At 75.1% G+C, this 21,821-nt stretch carries 17 protein-coding genes; 5 read left to right on the top strand and 12 right to left on the bottom strand.

Going from position 1 to position 21,821, the window contains the following annotated elements; translation table 11 throughout:
* Positions 1-371 precede the first annotated feature (371 nt).
* From ACGF4C_RS17830 to ACGF4C_RS17820, 3 genes are read left to right on the top strand one after another with little or no spacing between them, the layout of a single operon-like run.
* The gene (locus ACGF4C_RS17830) at positions 372-1,253 is read left to right on the top strand and encodes a universal stress protein (RefSeq protein ID WP_393567231.1); all 882 of its coding nucleotides are present in this window, start codon (positions 372-374) and stop codon (positions 1,251-1,253) included.
* Positions 1,254-1,285: 32 nt separating this feature from the next.
* A complete protein-coding gene (locus ACGF4C_RS17825; RefSeq protein WP_393567229.1) occupies positions 1,286-1,585 on the top strand; it encodes a DUF1876 domain-containing protein in 300 nt (99 codons plus the stop codon).
* A gap of 42 nt (positions 1,586-1,627) precedes the next feature.
* A complete protein-coding gene (locus tag ACGF4C_RS17820; RefSeq protein ID WP_393567228.1) occupies positions 1,628-2,974 on the top strand; it encodes a nicotinate phosphoribosyltransferase in 1,347 nt (448 codons plus the stop codon).
* A gap of 124 nt (positions 2,975-3,098) precedes the next feature.
* Here ACGF4C_RS17820 and ACGF4C_RS17815 read toward each other — a convergent pair whose 3' ends face one another.
* Positions 3,099-3,980: a universal stress protein gene (locus ACGF4C_RS17815; protein ID WP_393567227.1), complete on the bottom strand. Its 882-nt coding sequence runs from the start codon at positions 3,978-3,980 to the stop codon at positions 3,099-3,101.
* A gap of 179 nt (positions 3,981-4,159) precedes the next feature.
* Between ACGF4C_RS17815 and ACGF4C_RS17810 the strand changes: the two genes are divergently transcribed.
* Together ACGF4C_RS17810 and ACGF4C_RS17805 are read left to right on the top strand one after the other, a co-directional pair.
* On the top strand, positions 4,160-4,921 hold the full coding sequence (locus ACGF4C_RS17810) for an HAD family hydrolase (protein ID WP_393567225.1): 762 nt from the start codon (positions 4,160-4,162) through the stop codon (positions 4,919-4,921).
* Complete coding sequence (locus tag ACGF4C_RS17805; protein ID WP_393567223.1) at positions 4,921-7,323, top strand: glycoside hydrolase family 65 protein; 2,403 nt, start codon at positions 4,921-4,923, stop codon at positions 7,321-7,323. Before ACGF4C_RS17810 ends, ACGF4C_RS17805 begins: the two co-directional genes overlap by 1 nt.
* 15 nt (positions 7,324-7,338) lie before the next feature.
* Here ACGF4C_RS17805 and ACGF4C_RS17800 read toward each other — a convergent pair whose 3' ends face one another.
* The 11 genes from ACGF4C_RS17800 to ACGF4C_RS17750 form a co-directional block, all read right to left on the bottom strand.
* Positions 7,339-8,901 (bottom strand): AMP-binding protein, encoded by a 1,563-nt coding sequence (locus ACGF4C_RS17800; RefSeq protein ID WP_393567221.1) that lies wholly within the window; start codon positions 8,899-8,901, stop codon positions 7,339-7,341.
* Positions 8,898-9,551, bottom strand: coding sequence for a 4'-phosphopantetheinyl transferase family protein (locus ACGF4C_RS17795; protein WP_393567219.1), 654 nt, complete (start codon positions 9,549-9,551; stop codon positions 8,898-8,900). The genes ACGF4C_RS17800 and ACGF4C_RS17795 overlap by 4 nt, the downstream gene beginning before the upstream one ends.
* A 32-nt stretch (positions 9,552-9,583) precedes the next feature.
* Positions 9,584-10,690: an acyl-CoA dehydrogenase family protein gene (locus tag ACGF4C_RS17790; protein ID WP_393567217.1), complete on the bottom strand. Its 1,107-nt coding sequence runs from the start codon at positions 10,688-10,690 to the stop codon at positions 9,584-9,586.
* Complete coding sequence (locus ACGF4C_RS17785) at positions 10,683-11,864, bottom strand: acyl-CoA dehydrogenase family protein (protein WP_393567216.1); 1,182 nt, start codon at positions 11,862-11,864, stop codon at positions 10,683-10,685. The genes ACGF4C_RS17790 and ACGF4C_RS17785 overlap by 8 nt, the downstream gene beginning before the upstream one ends.
* Positions 11,861-12,031, bottom strand: coding sequence for an acyl carrier protein (locus tag ACGF4C_RS17780; RefSeq protein ID WP_393567215.1), 171 nt, complete (start codon positions 12,029-12,031; stop codon positions 11,861-11,863). Before ACGF4C_RS17780 ends, ACGF4C_RS17785 begins: the two co-directional genes overlap by 4 nt.
* 128 nt (positions 12,032-12,159) lie before the next feature.
* Positions 12,160-13,317: a hypothetical protein gene (locus ACGF4C_RS17775; RefSeq protein ID WP_393567214.1), complete on the bottom strand. Its 1,158-nt coding sequence runs from the start codon at positions 13,315-13,317 to the stop codon at positions 12,160-12,162.
* A 32-nt stretch (positions 13,318-13,349) separates the two neighbouring features.
* Positions 13,350-14,621, bottom strand: coding sequence for a pyridoxal phosphate-dependent aminotransferase (locus ACGF4C_RS17770; RefSeq protein WP_393567213.1), 1,272 nt, complete (start codon positions 14,619-14,621; stop codon positions 13,350-13,352).
* Positions 14,618-16,000 carry a KamA family radical SAM protein gene (locus tag ACGF4C_RS17765; protein ID WP_393567212.1) on the bottom strand — a complete coding sequence of 461 codons (1,383 nt, stop codon included), beginning with the start codon at positions 15,998-16,000 and terminating at the stop codon, positions 14,618-14,620. The genes ACGF4C_RS17770 and ACGF4C_RS17765 overlap by 4 nt, the downstream gene beginning before the upstream one ends.
* Positions 16,000-17,763: a carbamoyltransferase C-terminal domain-containing protein gene (locus ACGF4C_RS17760; protein WP_393567211.1), complete on the bottom strand. Its 1,764-nt coding sequence runs from the start codon at positions 17,761-17,763 to the stop codon at positions 16,000-16,002. The genes ACGF4C_RS17765 and ACGF4C_RS17760 overlap by 1 nt, the downstream gene beginning before the upstream one ends.
* Positions 17,760-20,228 (bottom strand): ATP-grasp domain-containing protein, encoded by a 2,469-nt coding sequence (locus ACGF4C_RS17755; RefSeq protein WP_393567209.1) that lies wholly within the window; start codon positions 20,226-20,228, stop codon positions 17,760-17,762. The genes ACGF4C_RS17760 and ACGF4C_RS17755 overlap by 4 nt, the downstream gene beginning before the upstream one ends.
* A 192-nt stretch (positions 20,229-20,420) precedes the next feature.
* On the bottom strand, positions 20,421-21,710 hold the full coding sequence (locus tag ACGF4C_RS17750) for a condensation domain-containing protein (protein ID WP_393567207.1): 1,290 nt from the start codon (positions 21,708-21,710) through the stop codon (positions 20,421-20,423).
* Between the last annotated feature and the right edge of the window lie 111 nt (positions 21,711-21,821).

Genomic DNA, 21,821 nt, shown 5'->3' with positions numbered 1-21,821 from the left:
GTGTGGACGTAAAGCGTCAGCAGTCCACACAACCGGCCCCGGAGGCCCGTCACCGCACCCGACACCCACCCAGCCCGCCGCAGGCGCAACGGCGACCAACACCCGCGGCGCGAGAGACGGGTACGTACGCGGCGCCGCAAAGCGCACAACGGCGAGCCCCGCGGCGGGAGAGACGGCTACGTGCGGGGGCGCCGCAAAGCGCAACAGAGAGCGAGCCCCGCGGCGTCGCAGACGGGTACGTGCGGCGCGCCGCAAAGCGCAACGGCGAGCGAGCCCCGCGGCGCATCAGCCAGGTGCGTGGGAAGAAAGCCAAGCGCAGCGGATCGGCGCACTCTGGAGAGGTAGGGCCCCCGCCAGAGAGGAGTGAGGCGATGCAGGAGACCATCACCGCGGGCGTGGACGGTACGCCGGAGTCGTCGGCCGCCGTTCTGTGGGCGGCCCGGGAGGCACAGTTGCGCAGGGCCCGGCTGCGGCTGCTGCACGCCTGGGTGCTGCTCGCCCCGGAGCCCGCCGGGCCGCCGGGCGAGGAGAGCGACCAGAACTACTGGCCCCACCGGATGATGGACGAGGTGACCGGTACCGTCCGGGCCCGCTACCCGGACCTTCCGCTGGAGCGGGAGCTGGTGCCCAAGGATCCGCTGGAGGCCCTGGCGGACGCCGCCGGGCGGTCGGACCTGCTGGTGCTGGGCACGCGTGACCTGGGGCCGGTGTCGCGGTACGTACTGGGTGAAGTCGGCCTCCAGCTCATCGCCCGCACCACCACGCCCACGGTCCTGGTCCGCACCCGGCAGGAGGCCGCGGTGGCCGGCCGCGGCGGTGACGTGGTGGTGGGGGTCGGCCTGCACGAACCGCACGAGCCGCAGCTTGCCTTCGCCTTCGACTGCGCGCTGCGGCACGGCGTCACCCTGCGTGCCGTGCACGGCCGGCACCTGCCGTCGTTCGCGTACAACCGGGGCGGCGGGGTGGAGCCGTACGCGGCCGAGGAGGCGGCCGCGGTGGCCCGTAAGGACCTGGCCCGGGCGCTGTCTCCGTGGCGGGAGAAGTACCCGGACGTGGCGGTGGACGCACGGGTGGAGCTGGAGAGCCCGGCGCCGGCGCTGCTGCACGACACCGCCGACGCCGGGCTGCTGGTGGTCGGGCGCCGTCACCGCCGTCTGCGGCCCGCGCCGCGGATCGGCCACATCGTGCAGGCGGTCGTCCACCACGCCGCGTGCCCGGTGGCGGTGGTGCCGTACGAGGGGAAGGGCGGATGATGACGACAGGGGCACCGAAGCGGAGGTGAACCATGGCGATCACCGTCGAGTGGCCGGTCCGGCTGCAGCTCGTCGAGGAGGGTGGCACGACCACGGCCCGTGCGGAACTCCGTACCCGGGCCGCGACCTTCACCGGGCACGGCACGGCGCGGCGCAGCCCGGACGACCGGGACGTGCCGGAGATCGGGGAGGAGATCGCGGCCGGGCGGGCGCTGCGGGACCTGGCCGGGCAGCTGCTGCGGGTGGCGGACGACGACCTGGAGGACGCCGGGGCCGCACCGCCGCGGCACGAGACCCGCATCGCCTACGGCTGGACCGACCAACTGGCCTGAGCCGCGGTGGCGGACCGTGCCCGGTCGTGGAAGGAGCCGGCCATGTCGGATGCCACGCTCACCGACCTCTACGAGGTGACCATGGCCCTGTCGTACGTCCGCGAGGGCATGGTGCGGCCGGCGACCTTCAGCTGTTTCGTGCGGGAACTGCCGCCGGAGCGGGGCTTTCTGGTCGCGGCGGGCGTCGAGACCGTCCTGGCGCATCTGGAGGGGTTCCGGGTCGGGCAGGAGGACGTCGAGGTGTTCGCCGAGACGCTGCAACGGCCGGCGGAGGATGTGGCCCCGCTGCTCGGCATGCGCTTCACGGGCGAGGTGCGGGCGGTGCCCGAGGGGCATGTGGTGCTGGCCGGCGAACCGCTGCTGGAGATCACCGCACCGCTCCCCCAGGCCCAGCTGCTGGAGTCGTACGTCCTCAACCAGCTCAGCCATCAGACCACTCTGGCGTCGAAGTGCGCCCGCTGTGTGCTGGCCGCGCACGGGCGGCCGGTGGTGGACTTCTCGCTGCGGCGCACCCATGGCATCGAGGCGGCCCACACGGTGGCCCGGCTGGGTGCGATGGCGGGTTTCGCCGGGACCAGCAACGTCGCCGCGGCGCACGCCGAGGACCTGCCCGCGATCGGCACGATGGCGCACTCGTACGTGGAGGCGTTCACGGACGAGGAGGCGGCCTTCACCGCGTTCGCGCGCTGCCATCCCGGGCCGGTGACCTTCCTGGTGGACACCTACGACACGGCGTCCGGGGTGGCCGCGGCGGCCCGGGTGCTGACATCCCTGGGCATCGGGGACGGCTCCGCGATCCGGCTGGACAGCGGGGACCTGGCCCGGCTCTCGCGGCAGGCCCGCGCGATGCTCGACAACGCGGGCCTGCCGCAGGTCCGCATCGTCGCCAGCGGCGGACTCGACGAGTTCGCCGTGCACGACCTGGTGACCGCGGGGGCGCCGATCGACGTCTTCGCGGTGGGCACCCGGGTGGGGGTGAGCGCCGATGCGCCGTATCTGGACTCGGCGTACAAGCTCGTGGCGTACGACGGGCGGCCGGTGATGAAGCTGTCGGCGGCGAAGGTGACCGCGCCGGGCCGCAAGCAGGTGTTCCGCAGGCCCGGCTTCCTGGACGTGATCGGGCTGGCCGACGAGGCGCCGCCCGCGGACAGCGTGCCGCTGCTGGTGACGCTGATGCGGGAGGGCGCGCGCTGTGTGCCGCGGGACCGGCCGGTGGACGCCCGGCAGCGGCTGGCCGCCGACCTCGCCGGGCTGCCCGGGCCGGCCCGGCGGATCCGGTCCCCGCAGCCGGTGCGGGCTGTGGTGTCGCACCGGCTGGCCGTGCTGACCGAGCGGGTCCGGCGGCGGACCGAGCGGGACACCCTGGCGCCGTTCGGGGCGGACGCCTGACGGCCCGGGGGGGGACGCGGACCGGGGGGACGCGGACCTGGGGGCGCGGACCAGGGGAGGCACGGTTCGGGGAAGGCACGGTCCGCGGTGGCAGTCCTGAGGGGAGCCGCGTACCGGGGCGGCATCAGGCGCGTTCGGGGACGACCGCGACGGGGCAGTCGGCGTGGCACAGTGCGCTGTGGGCGACCCGGCCGAGCGGCAGCCCGAAGTGCCCGTGGCGGTGGCCCGCGCCGACGACGAGGAGGTCGGCCGCGGCGGCGCGGTGCACCAGCACCTTGTGCGCCGGGCCCTCGACGGTGGTGCGGCGCACCGTGACGGCCGGGTGCTCGGCGGCCACCTCCGCCAGTGCGGCGTCGAGTTGCTCCGCGGCCTGTTCGTCGTGGTAGCTCTGCGCCTGGGTGGCGAGCAGCGGCGGATCGTCGCTGCGTTCGTGCGCGGGGCAGCGCCAGGCGCGGACGGCCTTGAGCAGACAGCCGCGGGCCTCGGCCTCCCGGAAGGCGAACCGCGCCGCCTCCGCGCTCTTCGCCGGCTCGCCGACCCCGAGCAGGATGCTGCGGTGACTTCCCGCGAGCCCCGCCCGGTCGCCGCGCACCACAACCACGGGGCAGCGGGCCCGGGCGGCGACCGCCACCCCGACGGAGCCCAGCAGCCGGCCGAGGATCTCGCCGCGCCCGCGGGAGCCCAGGACCAGGGCGTAGGCGTGGTGGGCCTCGCGCAGCAGGGCATCGACCGCCTCCTCGGGCAGCACCTCGGACACGGTCTCGACGTCCGCGTGGCGGCAGCGGGCGCGTTCCACGGCGGCGCCGGCGACGGCCTCGGCGAGCACCTGTTCACCGGGCGGTTCGCCGGCGTCCGGTCCGGACTCCGGGGGCTCGTAGTGCTCCCAGGTGGAGGCGTGCACGATCCGCAGCGGCAGCCCGTGGAGGGCGGCCTCGTCCACCGCCCAGTCCAGGGCCCGCAGGGCGGGGTCCGAACCGTCGACACCCACGACCAAGGGCCGTTCCATGGCCGCCACCGCCCTTCTCACGGTCGTCCGGCTCCCGGTGCGCCCTCCCATCGTCACCCCGCGTACGGGCGCCCGCCAGGTCCGGACGCGCCCGTGGCTGCCGGGCGTGGTGCCATGGAAAGGACACCGATGCCGGACCCGACAAGACCGGCGACGGACAGCGACGAACGGATGTCACGATGACCGGTGCGCCGTTGCTCGCCACGGCCCTGCGCTCGCTGCGGGCCGTGGTCCTCGACACCGACGGAGTGATCATCGACTCCGCCCGGTTGCACGCCGCGGCCTGGAAGGACGCCTTCGACCCGTTCCTGGAGGCCACCGGCGGCCAGCGCCCGTTCGACCTGGTGGAGGACTACCTCCGGCACGTCGACGGCCGGTCGCGGCTGGACGGGGCGAGTGCCTTCCTGGCGTCCCGGGGCCTGGACCTGCCGCCGGGCGACCCGGACGACGCCCCCGGCTCCGGCACGGTCCGGGCCCTGGCCGCCCGCAAGGAGCAGCTCTTCACCGCCGGCCTGAGGACCCACACCATCGAGGCCTGGCCCGGCTGTGTGCGGCTGCTGGACGCGCTGCGGCGGGCCCGGGTGCCGTGCGCGGCGGTCTCGGCGTCCCGGCACGCGACCGAGCTGCTGTCCGCGGCCGGGGTGCTGGCGCTGTTCCAGACCGTGGTGGACGGCAACGAGGTGCGCCGGCTGGGCCTGCCCGGCAAACCGGACCCGGCGCTGTTCGTGGAGGCGGCCCGGCGGCTGGACGTGCCGCCCCGGGACACCGCCGTGGTGGAGGACGCGCTGGCCGGTGTCGAGGCGGGCCGGCGGGGCGGGTTCGGGCTGGTGGTGGGGGTGGACCGGACCGGCGGGCGGATCAGCGCGGCGGCCCTGCGCCGGCACGGCGCCGACGTGGTCGTGGCCGACCCCGGCGAGCTGCTGGTGGCCGGGGAGGACTGATGGCGCGCCCCTGGACCTGGTCGTACGAGGGCTATGACCCGGCGGGCGAGCGGCTGCGGGAGACGCTGTGCGCGCTGGGCAACGGCTACTTCGTCACCCGTGGTGCGGCATGCGAGGTGCTGGGTGACCTCGTGCACTATCCGGGGACGTACGTGGCCGGCTGCTACAACCGGCTCACCTCGACCGTGGCGGGCCGGTCGGTGGACAACGAGGACATGGTCAACATGCCCAACTGGCTTCCGCTGCGGTACCGGATCTGCCCCGCCGACGCCGCTCCCGGCCCGTGGCTCTCGCCCGACCATCCCCATCTCGGCGAGCACCGGCAGACGCTGGACCTGCGCGGCGGCACGCTGACCCGCTCCTCGGCGTACACCGACGAGGCGGGGCGGCGGCTGGGGGTGGAGGAGCGCCGTCTGGTGCACATGGGCGAGCCACATCTGGCCGCGCAGCGCCTGTCGTTCACGGCCGACGGGTGGGCCGGTGCGGTCGAGGTGGAGGCGGCGCTCGACGGCGGGGTCCGCAATGCCGGTGTGGCGCGCTACCGGGGGCTGGCCGATCAGCATCTGCGCGGCTGGGAGTCGGGCTCGGAGCGGCCCGACACCATGTGGCTGACCTCGCGCACCACCGACTCGGACATCCTGGTGGCGCTGGCGGCTCGGCTGCGGGCCACGCCGGCCCGGGGCGTGGCGCACCAGACCCGGCTGACGGTGCTGCGGGCCTTCCAGACCGTGGTGCTGCCGGTCGGCCCGGGCAGCACCGCGGTCGTCGACAAGACCGTGGCGCTGTACACCTCCCGCGACCCGGCGATCGAGAGTCCCCGGCGCGCGGCGGTCGACTGTGTGATCCAGGCGCCGCACTTCCGGCAGTTGCTGGCGTCGCACCGCCGCGCCTGGGCGGACCTGTGGCGGCAGGCGAAGCTGGAGGTGCCCGGGGAGGCCGGCCAGATCCTGCGGCTGCACCTGTTCCATGTGCTGCAGACCCTGTCGCCGCACACCGCCGAACTCGACGTGGGGGTGCCGGCCCGCGGGCTGCACGGCGAGTCGTACCGGGGGCACGTCTTCTGGGACGAGCTGTTCGTGCTGCCGTTCTTGAACCTGCATCTGCCGCAGGTCTCCCGGGCGTTGCTGGAGTACCGCTACCGGCGGCTGCCGGCCGCCCTGCACGCGGCGCGGGAGACCGGCCGGAGCGGTGCGATGTATCCGTGGCAGAGCGCCGGGGACGGCCGGGAGGAGACCCAGCAGCTGCACCTCAATCCGCGCTCGGGCCGCTGGCTGCCCGACTACTCGCGGCTGCAGCACCACGTCGGCTCGGCCATCGCGTACAACGTCTGGCAGTACGGGCAGGCCAGCGGGGACAGCGACTTCCTGGGGACCAAGGGCGCGGAGATGCTGCTGCAGATCGCCCGTTTCTGGGCCTCGGCCACGGCCTGGGACACCCGGCTGGGCCGGTACCGGATCCGCGGGGTGGTCGGCCCCGACGAGTACCACGACGGGTATCCGGGGGCGGCGCAGCCGGGTGTGGACGACAACGCCTACACCAATGTGACCGCGGCCTGGGTGCTGATGCGGGCCCTGGAGCTGTGCGAGACGCTGCCCGAGGCGCACCGCCGGCAGCTCTTCGAACGGATCCAGCTCACCCCGGACGAGCCGGAGCGCTGGGAGGACATCGCGCACCGGCTGCACGTGCCGCACCACCGCGGCGTCATCAGCCAGTTCGCCGGGTACGGGGACCTCGCCGAACTGGACTGGGAGGGCTACCGGCGGCGCTACGGCGACATCCGGCGGCTGGACCGGATCCTGGAGGCGGAGGGCGACACCGTCAACCGCTACCAGGCGTCCAAGCAGGCGGATGTGCTGATGCTCGGCTATCTGTTCTCCCCTGCCGAACTCGTCGCGGTGTTCCGCCGGTTGGGGTATCCGCTGGACGAGGACCTCTGGCACGCCACCGTGGACTATTACCTGAGCCGGACCAGTCACGGCTCGACGCTGAGTGCGCTGGCCCATGCCTGGGTGCTGGCCCGGGTCCAGCGGCCCGACGCCTGGGCGTACTGCGAGGAGGCGCTGACCGGGGACGTGGCCGATGTCCAGGGCGGTACGACCGCGGAGGGCATCCACCTGGGCGCGATGGCCGGCACTCTGGATCTGGTGCAGCGCGGTCTGACCGGGCTGGAGACCCGGGAGGAGGCCCTCTGGCTGGATCCGGCCCCGCTGCCGCAGCTGTCGAAGTTCGCGGTGCGGATCCGTTACCGCCGGCACTGGGACGTCGATCTGCGGATCCGGGCCGAGCAGGTGGGCATCGCCGTGCCGGAGTCGGACCTGCCGCCGGTCCGGGTCCGGCTGCGGGACCGTTCCTTCCTCATCGCGCCCGGCACGGCCCGCCGCCTCGACCTGCCCGACCCTTGACGGCCGGGTGCCTGGTCACGGAGCGCGGTCCGGCGCCCCGGGGAGGAGCGCGTCGAGCGCGGCGCGGTCGGTCTTGCCGTTGGCGTTGAGCGGGAGAGTTTCGAGGGCGGTGAGGGTGGCCGGGACCATGTAGGCGGGGAGCCGGTCGCGCAGGGCCGCGTGGAGGGTGTCGGCGGTGGTGCCCGCGGTGCCGGTGTAGGCGGCGGTGAGTTCGACGCCGCCGGGCGTGGTCCGGGGCAGCACGGCGGCCTCCCGGACCCCGGGCAGGGCCCGCAGCGCGGCCTCGACCTCGCCGAGTTCGACGCGGTAGCCGTGCACCTGGACCTGCTGGTCGCCGCGGCCGAGGTGGACCAGCGGCCGGTGGTCGTCGCCGGCCGGGGCGGCGGACGCGTCCAGCGGGGTGACGCGGTCGCCGGTGCGGTACCAGTGGTCGTCGGTCAGCGGGGCGGCCGGGTCGTGGGGGGAGCCGTCGGGTGCCAGGAAGCGGCCGGTGTTGTCCGCCGGGTCGAGGTAGCCGGGGAAGCGCTGGGCGCCGCGGACGCACAACTCGCCGTGGTGGTCGCGACGTTGGAGGCCGGGGTAGAGGGTGCCGATGGGGACGGTGCCGTTGGCCGGGGACGGCCAGTCGGCGGGGTCGGGCGGCAGGCGGTAGGCGGTGCAGGTCACGGTCAGTTCGGTGGGGCCGTAGGCGTTCTCCAGCCGGCTGTGCGGGGCGGCGCGGTGCCAGGCCGCGGCCTGCTGGAGGGTCAGCGGTTCACCGCAGAACATGCTGTGCCGCAGGGTCGGCATGCTGTCCGGTTTCAGGGCGCGGAACCGCTGGGCGAGGGAGACCACCGACGGTACGGAGTTCCAGTGGGTGAGGGCGTGCCGGGCCACGAAGCGGACCGGGGCGAGCAGGTCGTCGCGGGACGGGACGACCAGGGTGGCGCCGCTCCCCCAGGTGGTGAACATGTCGTGCACGGACGGGTCGAAGGTGAGGTCGAAGGTCTGTGAGCAGCGGGCGCCGGGGCCGGCGGCGGCGCGCGGGACGGCGTGGGTGAGGTAGGCGCAGACGTTGCGGTGCCGGATGGGGACGCCCTTGGGGACGCCGGTGGAGCCGGAGGTGAAGAGGAGGTAGGCGAGGTCGTCGGGGCGGGCGGCGGGCAGGGCGGGGAGCGGTGCGGCGGGGAGCTGCGGCAGTTCGGCGTCGGTGCGGGTGACCAGGGGCACGTCCGGCGGTGTGGGCCGGGCGGCGGTCCCGTCGGAGAGTACGGCGTCGAGCCGGGCGGCGCGGACGATGCGGGCGTTGCGTTCGGCCGGGAAGGCGGGGCCGAGCGGGACGACGGTGGCGCCGAGGCGCAGTACGGCGAGGTATCCGGCGTAGGCGACGGCGGTACGGCCGGCCAGCAGGCCCACCCGGCGGGGCGGTGTCCCGCCGAGGCGGTCGAGCAGCGCGGCCGCGAGGGCGTCGGCGCGGGCGGCGAGACGGGCGTAGGTCAGCGTGGTGTCGCCGGTCTCCAGCGCGGGCCGGTCCGGGTGAGCGGCGGCCGTGGCCGCGAACCAGTCGAGGAGGGTGTGCCGTGCGGCGGGGATGCTCACCGTGCGCCTTTCCAAGGAGTGGGGCGGGGGGTTGGGGCCGGGGTGTCGGGCCTGCCTGCGGGCGGGTCCGGCGCGTCTGCGGCCAGGGCGAACGCGCAGCTCAGCGGGGTGCTGGAGTGGTCGCGCAGGCTCAGCCAGCGGTAGCCGCGCCAGCGGCCCGAGCGGGCGCCGGGCGGGACGTCGATGGTCCAGGGGCGCCCGGCGAGCCCCCGTCCGGCGGCCTTGACGCAGGCTTCCTGGGCGGTCCACACCCAGGCGACCTCCTCGGCGGCGAGGGCCGGCGGCAGTGCGGTGAGCCGTCCGGCGTGCGTACCGAGCAGCCGCCGGGCGAAGGAGGCGCGGACGGCGGGGTCCGGGCGCTGGACGTCCACGCCGACGGCGCGCCCCAGCGCCACCCCGGCGGCGAGCGCGCCCCGGCTGTGGGACACGCTGATGCCGAGGTCGGGGTGCCCGCGCAGCCACGGCTTGCCGCGCCGGTCGGGGACGATCTCGGCGCCGGCCGGGCCGGGCCCTACGGTGGCCAGCAGCTGCCGCAACAGCCCGCGGCCGGCGAGGAATTCACGGGCCCGCCATTCGGGCAGGGCGGCCGCGCGGCGCCGGTCGTCCCGGTGGGTGCTGGCGGCGGCGCGGTCCGCGGTCGTGAGGGTCACCCAGACTCCACCGGCCACCTCGATCGGGGCCGTCACGGCAGGGTGCCCGGCCGTTCGAGGGCGGCCAGCAGGTCCTCGGCGGCGTCCGCGAGGGTGCCGAGGACGACCTCGTCGGCGCCACCGCCGATGCCGAAGAGCGCGGCCTGGGCGCGGACTTCCTGGATTCCTCCGGTGGTGAAGCCGGCCGCGCCCCACAGCTGGGCGCAGTCGCCGAGGACGTGGTGGACGGTGGCGCCGGCGGCCGCTTTGAGGGTGGCGGCCGCCGTGGCGTCGTGCCGCAGCGCCACCTGGTCGGCCAACTCACCGCCGAGCGCGTGCAGTTCGCGGACCCTCAGCAGGCAGGACGCGAACCGCTGCCGGACCGGGTCAAGGTCCCACAGGGTGCCGTCGCCGTGCGGGCGGCCGGTGAGGTGGCGGTGGGTGTCGGCCAGCACCCGGCGGCACAGTGCCACGCCCCATTGGGCGCCGGCCAGCCGTTCGGTGCCGATGTGGCGGGCGAAGAGCGGCAGTCCGAAGCCGACGCGGCCGAGCACCTGGTCCCGGCCGAGCCGTACCCCGTCGAAGGTGACGTGGCCGGCGCCGGAGTCGGCGAACAGGGCGGAGTCGGCGGGGCGCACGGTGACGCCCGGTGCGTCGGCCGGTACCAGGACCCAGGTGAAGTGGGTGAAGTGCCGCCCCGGGCGGTGCCGGGCGAGGACGAGGAAGTGGGTGGCGGTGGTGGTGTTGGCGATCCAGTTCTTCTCGCCGGTCACCTCGAGGGCGTCATCCTCGATGCGCAGTTCCGTGCGGAGGGCGGTGAGGTCGGTGCCGGCGGTGACGTCGGTGGCGGCGAGGGCGAGGGTGGCCCGGCCTGTGAGCGCACCCGCAAGGGCCTGCCGGGCGGCCGGTGCCCGGCCGGTGGCGAGCAGGGGCAGCGCGGTGGCCAGCTGGACGCTGACCGACAGGGTGGCGGCGACGGAGAAGCGGGCGTCGACGGCGGTGAGCAGGTCGGCGAGGCCGGCCGGGTCGATGCCGGTGCCGGGCTGCCGGTCGCGGTAGGCGCCGGCGGTCAGGCCGGCGCCGCCGAGTGCGGCCCAGACCTGGGCGCCGGACGCGGTGCGGGGCAGTGCGTCGAGCGGGGCGTAGCGGGGGTCAGGCAAAGCTCACCGCCTGGTCGCGCAGTGCCAGTCGGCCGTCGGCGAGGTGCAGCCGGTCGTTGCTGTAGTTGAGCGGCGCGGAGCGCAGGTCGCGCAGGGCCTGTTCGAGCCGGGTGGGTGAGTCCTTGAGGTAGCCGTGGCGCAATCCGAGCGCGGTGATCAGGTCGTCGACGGCCGCCAGGCACTCCTCGGAGGCGGTGATCTTCAGCGCGTTGAGCTGGAGCTGGCGGGCCGGTGCGGACAGGTCGGCGCCGGACTCCACGGTGTGCAGGGATCGTTGGAGCAGGGCGTGCACGGTGTCGAGGCGCTGCCGGGACCGGGCGATCCGGGTGAGGAGGAGCTCGGAGGTGAGGTCGAAGCGGGCCCGGCCGGCGGGGCTGCGCAGCAGGCGCAGTACGCGGGAGAGCGCCCCGGCGGCGGTGCCGAGCCAGACCGCGGACCAGCCCAGGTGGGCCAGCGGTCCGAAGACCGTGGTGGCGATCCGGTGGAATTCCCCTGCGTCGCCGACGACTTGGTCACCGGGGACGCGTCCGGTCAGGGTGAGTGCGGCGCTGTGGCCGGCGCGCATGCCCATCGGCTGCCAGTCGCCGGAGGCGGTGAGCTCGAGCTGGTCGCGGTCGGCGTAGACCAGCGTCACCTCGTGGGCGGAGGCGTCGGCCCCGGGGCTGCGCATGGTGATCAGGAAGCCGTCGGCGTGGCCGCCGCCGGTGACGATGGGCGCGAACCGCTCCACCACCAACTCGCCTTCTTCGGCTTGTAGTTGGGCCTGGGCGCTGAGCAGATGGCCGCCCTTGCCGGCCTCCGTGGTGACGGAGGCGAGATAGCACTCGCCCGCCGCGATCCGCGGCAGCACCTCCTTGCGCAGCCGCTCGTTCCCGTACCGCACCAGGGCCGCCGCCTGCTGGCAGTGCATGGCGAAGATCATGCCGACGGACATGTCGCTGCGCCCGAGGGTCTGAGCGGCGGCCGCCAGGTCCCGTACGGTGCCGCCGAGGCCGCCGTGGGCTGCCGGTACGAGCAGTCCGAGCAGGCCGGTGCGGCGCAGCGCGTCCAGTGCGGCCACCGGGAATTGCGCGGCGCGGTCGGTGCGGGCCAGGTGTTCCTCGGTGGCCTCGGTGACGGCCGCCAGACGGTCGGTCAGGTCCAGCGGGGGGCGGGTGGCGGGCTCGGTGGTCATGCGGTCTCCTGGCCGGCCGGTACGTCGCCGGTGCCCTGGGGCAGCTGGGCGGCGATCACGTTCCAGAGGCTGCCGGCGGTGGCGAAGGTGGTGTCGTTGAGCTCCTCGTCCGGCAGCGAGATGCCGAAGGTGTCCTCGACGGCGAACAGCAGCTCGATGGCCTGCATGGAGTCGACGCCGAGTTTGCGCAGGTCGGTGTGGGGGGGTGAGGGCGGTGCCGCCGGGGCCGGCGGGCTTGAGGAAGGGCTGCAGCAGGGCGGTGAAGCGGGCGTCCATGGTGTCTCTTTCGGTGCGGTCAGCGGGCGATGCGGCACAGGTCGTCGACCCGGCGGAGGTTTTCCGGTACGAGCGCGTCGGCGTCGAGTTCCCGGCCCAGTGCCGTCTCCAGCCGCTCGATGATCTCGATCAGCCGGAAGGAGCTGAAGGAGGGGAAGGAGTCGAAGGGTGCGCCGCCCAGGAGGCCGGCCACCTCCACGCCGAGCACGTCCGCGGCGACCGCGGCCACCTGGTCGCGGAGCGCGTCGTCGGCGGGCGGGGCGGCCGCCGGGGCCGGGATGCCGGGCGGGGTGCCGAAGACGGTGAGGTCGGCGGTGAGCACGTCCCGCAGCCGGTCGACGATGCCCGGCGGCTCGGCGCGGCCGCGGGACAGCCGGCGGTGGGCGAGGTAGGTCTGCTCGACGACCTTGTCCCAGGCCCGCAGGTGCGCGGCCTCGGCCGCCCGCCGTGCGTCGTCGGCGTGGTCGGCGAAGAGTGCGCGGTAGGCGGCGTGCAGGGTGCGGGAGCGGGCCAGCAGCCAGGTCTCGACGGTGAGTTGACCGATCGCCCGGGCGCGGTCCGGGCAGGCGTCGTACGCGTCGAGGTAGCCGGCGACCGCGCTCTCGTCGACGGACACCAGCGGGGGCGGCCCGGCGGCCGGGCGGGCGGTGTCCGGGACGACCTCGACGACCTCGGCGGACGCGATGCCGGCCAGTTCGTCCTCGGTGAGCACCCAGGTGCCGGGGGCGGCGGTGCCCCAGGAGGTCTCGCTGCGGTAGGCGTCGGTGATGTGCCAGCCGCCGGGCCCGGCGGCGAGCAGGAAGCTGTGGTCCATGTGGGCCTGCCCGTGGTACGGCAGCCAGGGCAGGTGGAAGGCGTCGGCGACGACGTAGCGCGCGGCGTCGGCCCGGCGGACCGCGGCGAACATGGCGGTGCGGGTCATCCGCTCGCTCCGGACGACGCGGAGCCCCAGAAGGCCCGGTGCCAGCCGGAGTTGTTCGGCCAGCGGCGGATCGACGGTCGGCAGTCCGTCGGGGCGTGCCCAGGAGCGGAAGCCCAGGGGTGCGCCGAGCCGGAGGTGGGCCCCGGGTCCGTGGTGGTGGTCCGCGAGGACCGCCAGGTTGACCTGGATGCAGTCGAGCAGACCGCTGTGGACGGAACCGAACGCGAACTGCTCCGGTTCCCCTGTGACGGCCATGGCCGGTGTCCTTCCGTGCGGGGTGGTGGGGCTCATGCCGCTCCCGTCAGCCGGGCGAAGCCCTCGGCGATCCGGGTGAGTTCGGCGGTGATGTGCGGCAGGCGGGTGGGGTCGTCGGCGCCCAGCGCCTCGTGCTGCTGTCGTTCGTCGCCGTAGAGCAGGCTGGTGGCGGCCTTGAAGCGCAGTGCCTGCGGGTCGTCGCCGAGGAGGTGTCCGGCGAGGACGACGATGCCCGAGTCGTCCAGGAGGCGGGCGGCGAGCGCGGCTGCGTCGGTGATGCCGCGGGCGGCCAGCCGGTCGCGCAGCGGCGCGAAGTCCGGGTAGACGTAGAAGCCGCCGGTGGGCGGGCGGCAGACCGCGCCCGCCTCGATGGCGGTGCGGTGCACGGCCCGGGCCACCGCGCCGTGCAGGTGGGCGCTCGCCCGGATCCGTGCGGTGATCTCCGGCGGCTCGGCGTAGGCGTACTCGGCGACCTGCTGCATGGGCCCGGCGAGGGTGGACCAGATCTCGCTGGCCGCGGCGACGGTGGCGTCCCGGAGCAGGGCGCCGGTGTCGCCGGCGGGGAAGCGGGCCACGCCGATCCGCCAGCCGCCGAGGCCGAGGGTCTTGGACAGTCCGCTGGTGACGACGGTGCGTTCCGGGGCGACTTCGGCGGGGCTGAGGCAGGGGGTGGCAGCGGGGTCGTGGACGAGGTCGCGGTAGATCTCGTCGGAGACGATCAGCAGGTCCTCGGCGCGGGCCAGCGCACCCAGGTCGCGGATCAGCGCGGGCGGGGCCACGGTTCCGGTGGGGTTGTCGGGGAGGGTGAGGACCAGCAGCCGGGGGTCGGCGCCGGCCGCCCGGGCCCGGTGCAGGGTCGCGCGCAGCGCGTCGGGGGCCGGGACGCCGCCGCACTCGGCGGGGACGGGCACGCCGAAGACCTGCTTGCCGGCGTAGCGGGCCTGCGGGGCGTAGCTGTTCCAGGCGGGCCGGGGCAGCAACAGGTCGCCGGGGACGACGAGTTGGAGCGCCATCAGCAGCGGTTTGCTGCCGGGGGCGACCATCACGCGGTCGGGTTCGGTGGGCAGCCGGCGGCGGGTGAAGTAGCCGGCCACGGCGCGGCGTACGCTCTCGGCGCCGGCCACCGGCCCGTACGCGGCGCGGTTGGCGCCGGCCGCCAGCTGGGCGGCGAGTTCGGGCAGGACCGGCAGCCGGGCCTCGCCGAATGCCAGGTGGACCAGCGAGGCCCCTTCGGCGCGGCGCCGGTCGACGAGCTGGTTGAGCGCCAGGTTCGGGGAGGGCGGGGCGGCGGTGACGGCGGTCATGCGGGGTTCCTCTCCGCGCGGCCGGTGCGGCGGGCCGCGCCGGGGCCGGCCGGGGCGGGTCCGGCCGGTGCGCCGCCGCGCAGGGCGGCGGCCAGGTCGGCCGGGGTGGCGGGGTCGGGTTCGAGTTCGTCGAGCCAGGCGGCGTCGGCGGACCAGCGGGCCCGGAACGGCCGGCCGACCAGATCGGGGTTGCGGGCCTGGAGCATCCGCAGCCGGAAGTACGGCCCGTCGGGGGTCTCCTCGACGCCGTCCACCACGACCTTGCCGGGGGTGGCGGACATCACCGGGCCGCGCACGGTGCGGGCGAGGCCCGGCAGGGTGCGGTAGGCGTCGCTGAAGATCTCGACGGCCCTGGCCAGCGGCACCTTGAAGTAGTCGTGCGGGCCGGTGTCGCGCTCGACGAACAGGTAGTAGGGCACCGCGCCGGCCGCGAGTTCGGCCCGCCACAGTTCGCTCCAGACCCGGGCGTCGTCGTTGACGCGGGCGATCAGCGGCGCCTGGCAGTAGACCACCGCGCCGGTCGCGCGGATGCGGGCCAGCGCCTGCCGGGCGAGGCCGGTCGACAGTTCCCGCGGGTGGCTGAAGTGCGCCATCACCGCGAGCTGCCGCCCGGAGGCGATCACCCGCTCGAAGAGCCGCAGGACGCCGTCGGCGTCCGGGTCGGTGACGAAGCGCTGCGGCCAGTAGGCGACGGACTTGGTGCCGAGCCGGATCGTACGGACCGTGTCGACGCCGAGCAGCGGCTCCAGGTGGCCGCGCAGCCGCTCGGTGGACATCACCATCGGGTCGCCGCCGGTGACGAGGACGTCGTGGACCTCGGGGTGGTCGGCGAGGTAGCGGATCAGTCCGCCCGGGTCGGGGGCGGCGAACCTGAGGTCGGCGTCGCCGATGAACTGGGCCCAGCGGAAGCAGTAGGTGCAGTAGGCGTGGCAGGTCTGGCCCTGGCCGGGGAAGTAGAGCACCGTCTCGCGGTATTTGTGCTGCAGGCCGGGGAGCTGGACGCCGTCCTGGGTGGGGACGTTGAGCTGCTGCTGTCCGGAGGGGTGGGGGTTGAGCCGCCGGCGGATGTCCTGGACGGTCTCGCGCAGCAGCGGGGTGTCGGCGGGGTCGGCGGAGAGCTTGGCCAGACGGTCCTCGTCGGCGGGGGCGAGCATGCCGCGCTGCGGGAAGGTGAGCTGGAACATCGGGTCGTCGGGGACCCGGTCCCAGTCGATGAGTTCGCCGAGCACGTACTCGTTGACCCGGAACGGCAGCACCAGCGACACCCGGCGCACGGTGTCGCGGAGGTCGTCGGGCAGGTGGTGGCGGCGGGCGATCTCGTCGAGGTGGCGGGGGCCGAACGCCCGGAAGCGGGCGGTTTCCGGCAGGCCGGACGGCATCAGCGCGCACCTCCGGTCCGGTGCGGTTTGCGGTAGAGGTCGTCGCCGAGGACCAGGAAGTCGAGGTCCATGGCGCGGAAGGCGCGCAGCGCGTCGGCGGCGGTGTTGACGATGGGTTCGCCCTTGTCGTTGAAGGAGGTGTTGAGCAGGACCGGGGGCGCGCCGTGCCGTTCCAGGGCGTCCAGGGCGGCGCCGACCGCGGGCGCCTCGTCGCCGTGCAGGACCTGCGGCCGGGTGGTGCCGTCGACGTGGACGACGCCGGGCGCGACCCGCCGGCCGAGCTCGGTGGCCTTCGCGGCGCCGAGCATGTAGAGGCTCAAGTACTCCTGCCGTTCCCAGAGTCGGTCGCCGTAGCCGGGCCGGGTGACACCGGCGAAGGGCCGCCACTGCTCGCGGTTCTTGAGGGTGTTGACCCGTGTGTTGACGTCCGCGGTGTCCGGCACGGCGATGATCGAGCGCCGGCACAGCGCCCGCGGCCCCACCTCGGCCCGCCCCTGGGCGACCGCCCCCACCTGCCCGTCCAGCAGCAACCCGGCCAGCTCGTCGATGTCCAGATCCGCCCGCACCAGCCCCGAGAGATCCAGCCCCTCGGCCCCGCGCCGGCCCCGCCCCGGAACACCGCCCCCCGAAGCGCCCGCCCCGGAACCCCGAGCCCCCGGAATACCCTCCCCCGCCCCGCCGTTGAGGCGATCAGGGGCCCACACATCCACCCCCAGATAGGGCCGCAGCGCTCCCGCCCGCCTCCTGGGCGGCCGCACCGTCCAGGCCGCTCCGAGGGCGACGCCCGCGTCGTGCGGTACGGGCGGTACGTACAGCGGGCCGGGCAGGGTGCCGTTGGTGCTGCAGTTGAGGGCGACGCCGCCGCTGAGGCACAGCTCCTCGACGCCGGCCGCCTTGCGGGTCAGCGCGGCGAGATGGGTCACGGTCTGTTCGATGAGGCGCTGGGCGGTGTACGCGACGAGGACGGCGTTCGGGTCGTCGGTGAGCCGCTCCTCGGGTACGCGGGGCCCGTCGGCCCCGGCGATCTTGGTGTAGCGCTCCCGCCAGCGGCCGACGGTGTCGTCGTACTGCGCCTTGATCTCGTCGGCGGTGGCTCTCCCCCGGCTCTCCGCCAGCGGTTCGACGGCCAGGCCGAAGTCGTCGGCGGTGAGGTCCACCAGCGGCTCGACGGCCAGGTGGGCGGCGCGCCCGTAGGCGGCCAGGCCCATGGTCTTGCCGGCGTTGAGGAAGGAGAAGCCGAGCCAGGTGGAGGCGGCGTCGTAGGCGTAGCCGAGCGAGGCGGTGCGCTGCCAGCTGCGTTCCAGGCGTGGTTCGGCGCCGTCCTGGTAGGTCCAGATGGTGGAGGACTCGTTCTCGCCGTGGCCGTCGACGACCAGCACCCCGGCCTTGGGGAACGGCGAGGCGTAGAAGGCGGAGGCGGCGTGCGCCTGGTGGTGGGGGACGCGGACGACCTCGGGCGTGCGGGCGCCGAAGTCCAGTCCGACGGCGTAGGCGAGGAACTCGGCGTCGGTGGCGAAGCGCCGCGGGTAGAGCTGTTCGCTGTCCCAGCCGAGGGCGACCACGTCGATGTCGGCGGCGGTGATGCCGGCCTGTGCCAGGCAGAAGCGGGCGGCGCCGAACGGCTTGCGGTAGAGGGAGTGGCGGTGGCGGTTGACGCGCTCCTCTTCGGTGAAGGCGATGACCTCGCCGTCGCCGTTGACGAGGCAGGCGGCGCTGTCGTGCCAGCCGGTGGGCGGTGCGTTGACACCGAGGATCCAGGTCATGGGCGGTTGTCCTTGGTCGGGATGGACGGTCGGTGAAGCGGGGTGAGCCAGTGGCGTACGGCGTGCCGGGCGGCGGCCAGCGCGGTGGCGCACTCCTCGGGGGTGTCGCCGACGGCGATGAGGGCGGCGAGGCGGGGCACGATGCCGCGGGGCGGCAGCCGCAGTGTGGTGCCGGGCGCGGCGAGCGGCACGGCCCGGACGACGCCGGGCACGGCCCGGGCGGTGGTGAGGTCGAGGGAGCGGACGGTGCCGTCGTGCTCCGGGTAGACGAAGCTCACCTCGGCGCAGCGGTCGTGGTGCGGGGTGAGGTCCGGGGCCCGGCCGAGTGCGAGATCGGCGGCGGCCGCGACCGGGTCGACCCCGGTGGCGAGGGTGACGAGGAGCGGGATGAAGTCGCCGCCGAGCCGGCCGTTGACCTCGACGACGCGGGGCCCGGTGGGGGTGAGGCGGAGTTCGGTGTGGGTGAGGCCCGTGCGGACGCCGAGGGCGGTGTGCGCGTCGGCGACGACGGAGCGCACCTCGTCGGCCCACGGCTCGTGCCGCCAGGGCGCGACGAGGTGCCCGGTCTCCTCGAAGTACGGGGCGAAGCCGAGGCGTTTGCGGGCCACGCCCACGATCCGGGCGGTGCCGTCGGCGACCGCGCAGTCCACGCTGATCTCGGGTCCGGTCAGGTATTCCTCGACGATCGCGCCGGCGGTCGCGGGGATGCCGGGGAAGGCGGCGGTGCGTGCCTGGTCGAAGGCGTACCGGACCTGTTCGGGGTCGCCGGCGAGGGTGACGCCGATGCTGCCGGCCAGGGCCCGGGGTTTGACGACGACCGGCCGGCCGAGTTCCTCCGCGGCGGCGAGCGCCTCGTCGTGGGTGTGTACCTCGTGGAAGCGTGCGGAGGGCACTTGGGCGGCGGCGAGCAGCCGGCGGGTGGCGAGTTTGTCGCGGCAGCGGCGGGCGGCCTCGGGGCTCATGTGCACCTGGCCCAGCCGGCGGGCGGCCTCGGCGGTGGTCTCCAGCAGGGTCTCGTCCCAGGTGAGGACGGCGCCGGGGCCTCGGTGGCCGGCCAGCAGTGCGGCGATCGCGCGGGTGGTGTCGGTGGCGTCGGAGGTGTCCGCGGTTCGGAACCGGTCGGCGATGTGCCGGCGTTGCCAGTCCGGTTCGGTGCGCTGGACGAGGGCGGTGGTCACCCGGCCGGCGACGGTGTCCAGGGCGTAGGCGCGGTAGGGCGGGTTGCCGCAGCCGACGAGGACGAGCCGGGCGGGTGCCGCGGGGTCGACGGGGGTGCAGTCGAGCCGGGCGGCGCGCAGGGTGCGGTGGAGGGCGGCGGTCACCTCCGCGCTGCTGCGGCCGCGGAAGCGGAACCGCGCCCCGGCGTGTTCGTAGCCGCCACCCCGCATCAACGCGCCCCGTTCCGGGAGGACTTGGGCGTACGGTCCGTCGTCGCCAGGGTATCCGGTGGCGTGGTCCACGCGGCAGGGGGCCGGGACGGAGGGCGGGAGGAGCAGCCAGCCGGCCACCTCGGCCGGTGCGGGGTCCGCGGTGGGGGTCGGGTCGGGGGTGCCGGTCTGGTGGGCGAAGGCTGCGGCCATCAGGTCGATGCCGTGCACCTCGCGCCAGACGAAGGGGACTTCGGCGCCGCCGGGGCGGGCGCCGATCTCCAGGACGGTCAGTTCGCCGTGCTCGCTCTCGAAGAGTTCGAGGTGGAAGACGGACCGGCCGGTGAACAGGGCCCCGGTGGCGGCGGCGGTGATCTCGCCGATGCGGGCGAGGAGTGCGGGGTCGTCGATCTCCACCGAGCCGAGCGCCGCGCCGGTGGTGAATTCCAGGCAGGTGTGGAGGTAGCGGGAGGCCCGCCAGGGGCCGAGGCCGTCGCCGGTGTGCACGCCGTCGACGTGCAGGACCCGGTCGGGGCGCCACTGCTGGACGAGCATGCCGGTCTCCGCCGGGAAGGCGTGGCGCCCGAGGTCGTCCGGGGAGTCGAGGCGGGTGATGCCGGCGCTGGCGGTGCCGCGCCGTGGTTTGAGCAGGACCGGCCAGCCGTGCCGGGCGGCGAAGGCGGCCACCGCGTCGGGGCCGGTGGCCGCGGCGGTGGGCGGTACGGGGAGGCCGGCGGCTTCGAGCCGCTGGGCCATCAGCAGTTTGTCGCGCAGCGGCAGCAGGTCCTCGGCGCGCTGTCCGGGCAGGCCGAAGGCGTCCCGCAGGTCGGCGGCGAGGTCGAGGTCGGTTTCCTGGAGGGCGACGATCCGGGTGGGCGGGCCGAGCCGTTCGACCAGGGCGTCGAGGGCGGCGCGGACCTCTTTGACGTTCTCGGTGCTGTCCAGAAGCCGTACCGCGGCGGCCTGTTCGACGGGGAGGTGGCGGGCGGCCCGTTCGGTGGTGAGGTAGCTGACGCGGTGGACGGAGTGGTCGAGGTAGGCGGCGTAGTCGGCGTAGCGGTCGGTCCAGCGGTGCAGGACCAGGACGTGTTCGGGCACGGGCGGCCTCCTGGAGGCAGGAACGAGCGCGGTGGGGTGGGGCGGGCGGCGGGGCCGGCCGGGGTGCGGCCGCGCGGCGTCGGCGGCGCGCGGTGGGGTCCGGCCGGTCGGGCGCGGGGCCGGCCCGTGTGGCGGGCGGGATCCGCCGGGCCGCGGCGTCTGCCGGGGCCGGTGTGGGTGGGCGGTGCCGCCTCAGGGCCGCCCGGCGGCGGTGAGCAGGCCGTCGTGCAGGTCCAGGAGCAGTTCGGCGCACTGCTCGCGGCCGAGGTCCGTCGCGGCGAGCCGGATGGAGAGCCCGGTGTCGGTCTCCAGGGCGCGGGCGTAACAGCGCGGCCCGATGGTGGTGAAGGGCTCCTCCCAGGTGAGGGTGGGCGGGCGGGTGTCCTGCGGGTCCTGTGGGGGCAGGGCGTCGAGCGGCGAACCGCCGGGTACGGCCACGTAGTTGAAGGCGCAGGCCGGTTCGGCGGCGTCGGGTGTCCGGGCCCGTAGGGCGGCGACCGCGGTGACGTCGTGCATGCCGTGCCGGAAGGCGGTCAGGCCGCTCCAGTGCACCGCGTCCGCGAGGGTGACCAGGTCGTCGGTGCGGGCCTGTTCGACGAGCGCGGGGACCCACTGGTTCATCGAGGTGACCACGGTCTTCCAGCGGCCGGCGAAGCGGTTGGCGCTCATCAGGTGGACGAGCAGGGTGTCGGTGCCGCACCGTCGGGCGACGCTGCGGACGTAGGCGGCGAGGACGACGCTGGCGACGGAGACCCGGGCGCGTGCGGCGAGGGTGTGTGCGGCCGGGCGGGCGGCCGCGGAGTGCAGGGTGGCCTGGACGGTGCCGCCCGGCGCGCCGGTGTGGGGCAGGGCGGCCGGCGGGGCGTGCGAGAGCAGGTCGGCCCAGTGGTCGAGGGCGGCGGCCTGCCGGCGGAGTCCGGCGGGGCCGTACTGGTCCGCGGCGAGGTCGGCGGGGCCGGGCGGAGTGGGGCCGAGGCCGTCGGGGTCGGTGAGCGCCTGCCGGAATTCCCGGTGCAGGAGTTCCTGAGCCCAGGCGTCGGCGGTGATGTGGTGTTTGACGAACAGCAGGTGGGTGGGGGTGCCGTCGCGGGTCAGCAGCCGGGCCCGCCAGCCGTGTTGCCGGCCGAGGTCGAAGGGCTCGTGGGCCAGTTCGGCGGCGCGGCGGTCGGGTGGGGTGCCGTCGTCGGGTACGGCCGGCACGGTGTCGCCGATGTCGGTGTCGGCGTCGGCGTCGGCGTCGGGCGTCAACTGCCGTGGCGCTTCGGGGTCGTTGAGGTCGTAGCGGGTGCGCAGCGAGGGGTGCCGGGCGGCGAGGGTACGGAGCGCGGTGCGGACCTGAGCGGTGTCGGTGCCGCGGGGCAGCGGCCAGGCGGCGGCGTTGTTCGGCTCGTGCCGCCGGTGGGCCGGCAGGTCGCGGATGTCGTGCCACACCGAGAGCTGGCCGAGCGAGAGCGGTCCGGCCGCGAGCATATGTTCCCCCATTTGCTACACTTCCATCATGCGGAAGGTGAATTCCGTGCACGGCTGACGCTGCCACAAGCCGTTGAGGTCTGTCCAGGTTGATCGGGCAGCGAAGGCCGCCAAACGTGACCC

This window comes from Streptomyces sp. NPDC048197 (assembly GCF_043202395.1).
GTDB lineage: Bacteria > Actinomycetota > Actinomycetes > Streptomycetales > Streptomycetaceae > Streptomyces > Streptomyces siderophoricus.
Note: the sequence above shows the minus strand (reverse complement) of the source record. Positions and strands in the feature narration are given on the sequence as shown.

Bases quoted from the DNA above. Each gene is read 5' to 3' on its own strand.
- ACGF4C_RS17830 (WP_393567231.1), top strand. From the start codon at position 372: ATGCAGGAGACCATCACCGCGGGCGTGGACGGTACGCCGGAGTCGTCG.
- ACGF4C_RS17825 (WP_393567229.1), top strand. From the start codon at position 1,286: ATGGCGATCACCGTCGAGTGGCCGGTCCGGCTGCAGCTCGTCGAGGAG.
- ACGF4C_RS17820 (WP_393567228.1), top strand. From the start codon at position 1,628: ATGTCGGATGCCACGCTCACCGACCTCTACGAGGTGACCATGGCCCTG.
- ACGF4C_RS17815 (WP_393567227.1), bottom strand. From the start codon at position 3,980: ATGGAACGGCCCTTGGTCGTGGGTGTCGACGGTTCGGACCCCGCCCTG.
- ACGF4C_RS17810 (WP_393567225.1), top strand. From the start codon at position 4,160: ATGACCGGTGCGCCGTTGCTCGCCACGGCCCTGCGCTCGCTGCGGGCC.
- ACGF4C_RS17805 (WP_393567223.1), top strand. From the start codon at position 4,921: ATGGCGCGCCCCTGGACCTGGTCGTACGAGGGCTATGACCCGGCGGGC.
- ACGF4C_RS17785 (WP_393567216.1), bottom strand. From the start codon at position 11,864: ATGACCACCGAGCCCGCCACCCGCCCCCCGCTGGACCTGACCGACCGT.
- ACGF4C_RS17780 (WP_393567215.1), bottom strand. From the start codon at position 12,031: ATGCAGGCCATCGAGCTGCTGTTCGCCGTCGAGGACACCTTCGGCATC.
- ACGF4C_RS17775 (WP_393567214.1), bottom strand. From the start codon at position 13,317: ATGGCCGTCACAGGGGAACCGGAGCAGTTCGCGTTCGGTTCCGTCCAC.
- ACGF4C_RS17770 (WP_393567213.1), bottom strand. From the start codon at position 14,621: ATGACCGCCGTCACCGCCGCCCCGCCCTCCCCGAACCTGGCGCTCAAC.
- ACGF4C_RS17765 (WP_393567212.1), bottom strand. From the start codon at position 16,000: ATGCCGTCCGGCCTGCCGGAAACCGCCCGCTTCCGGGCGTTCGGCCCC.
- ACGF4C_RS17760 (WP_393567211.1), bottom strand. From the start codon at position 17,763: ATGACCTGGATCCTCGGTGTCAACGCACCGCCCACCGGCTGGCACGAC.
- ACGF4C_RS17750 (WP_393567207.1), bottom strand. From the start codon at position 21,710: ATGGGGGAACATATGCTCGCGGCCGGACCGCTCTCGCTCGGCCAGCTC.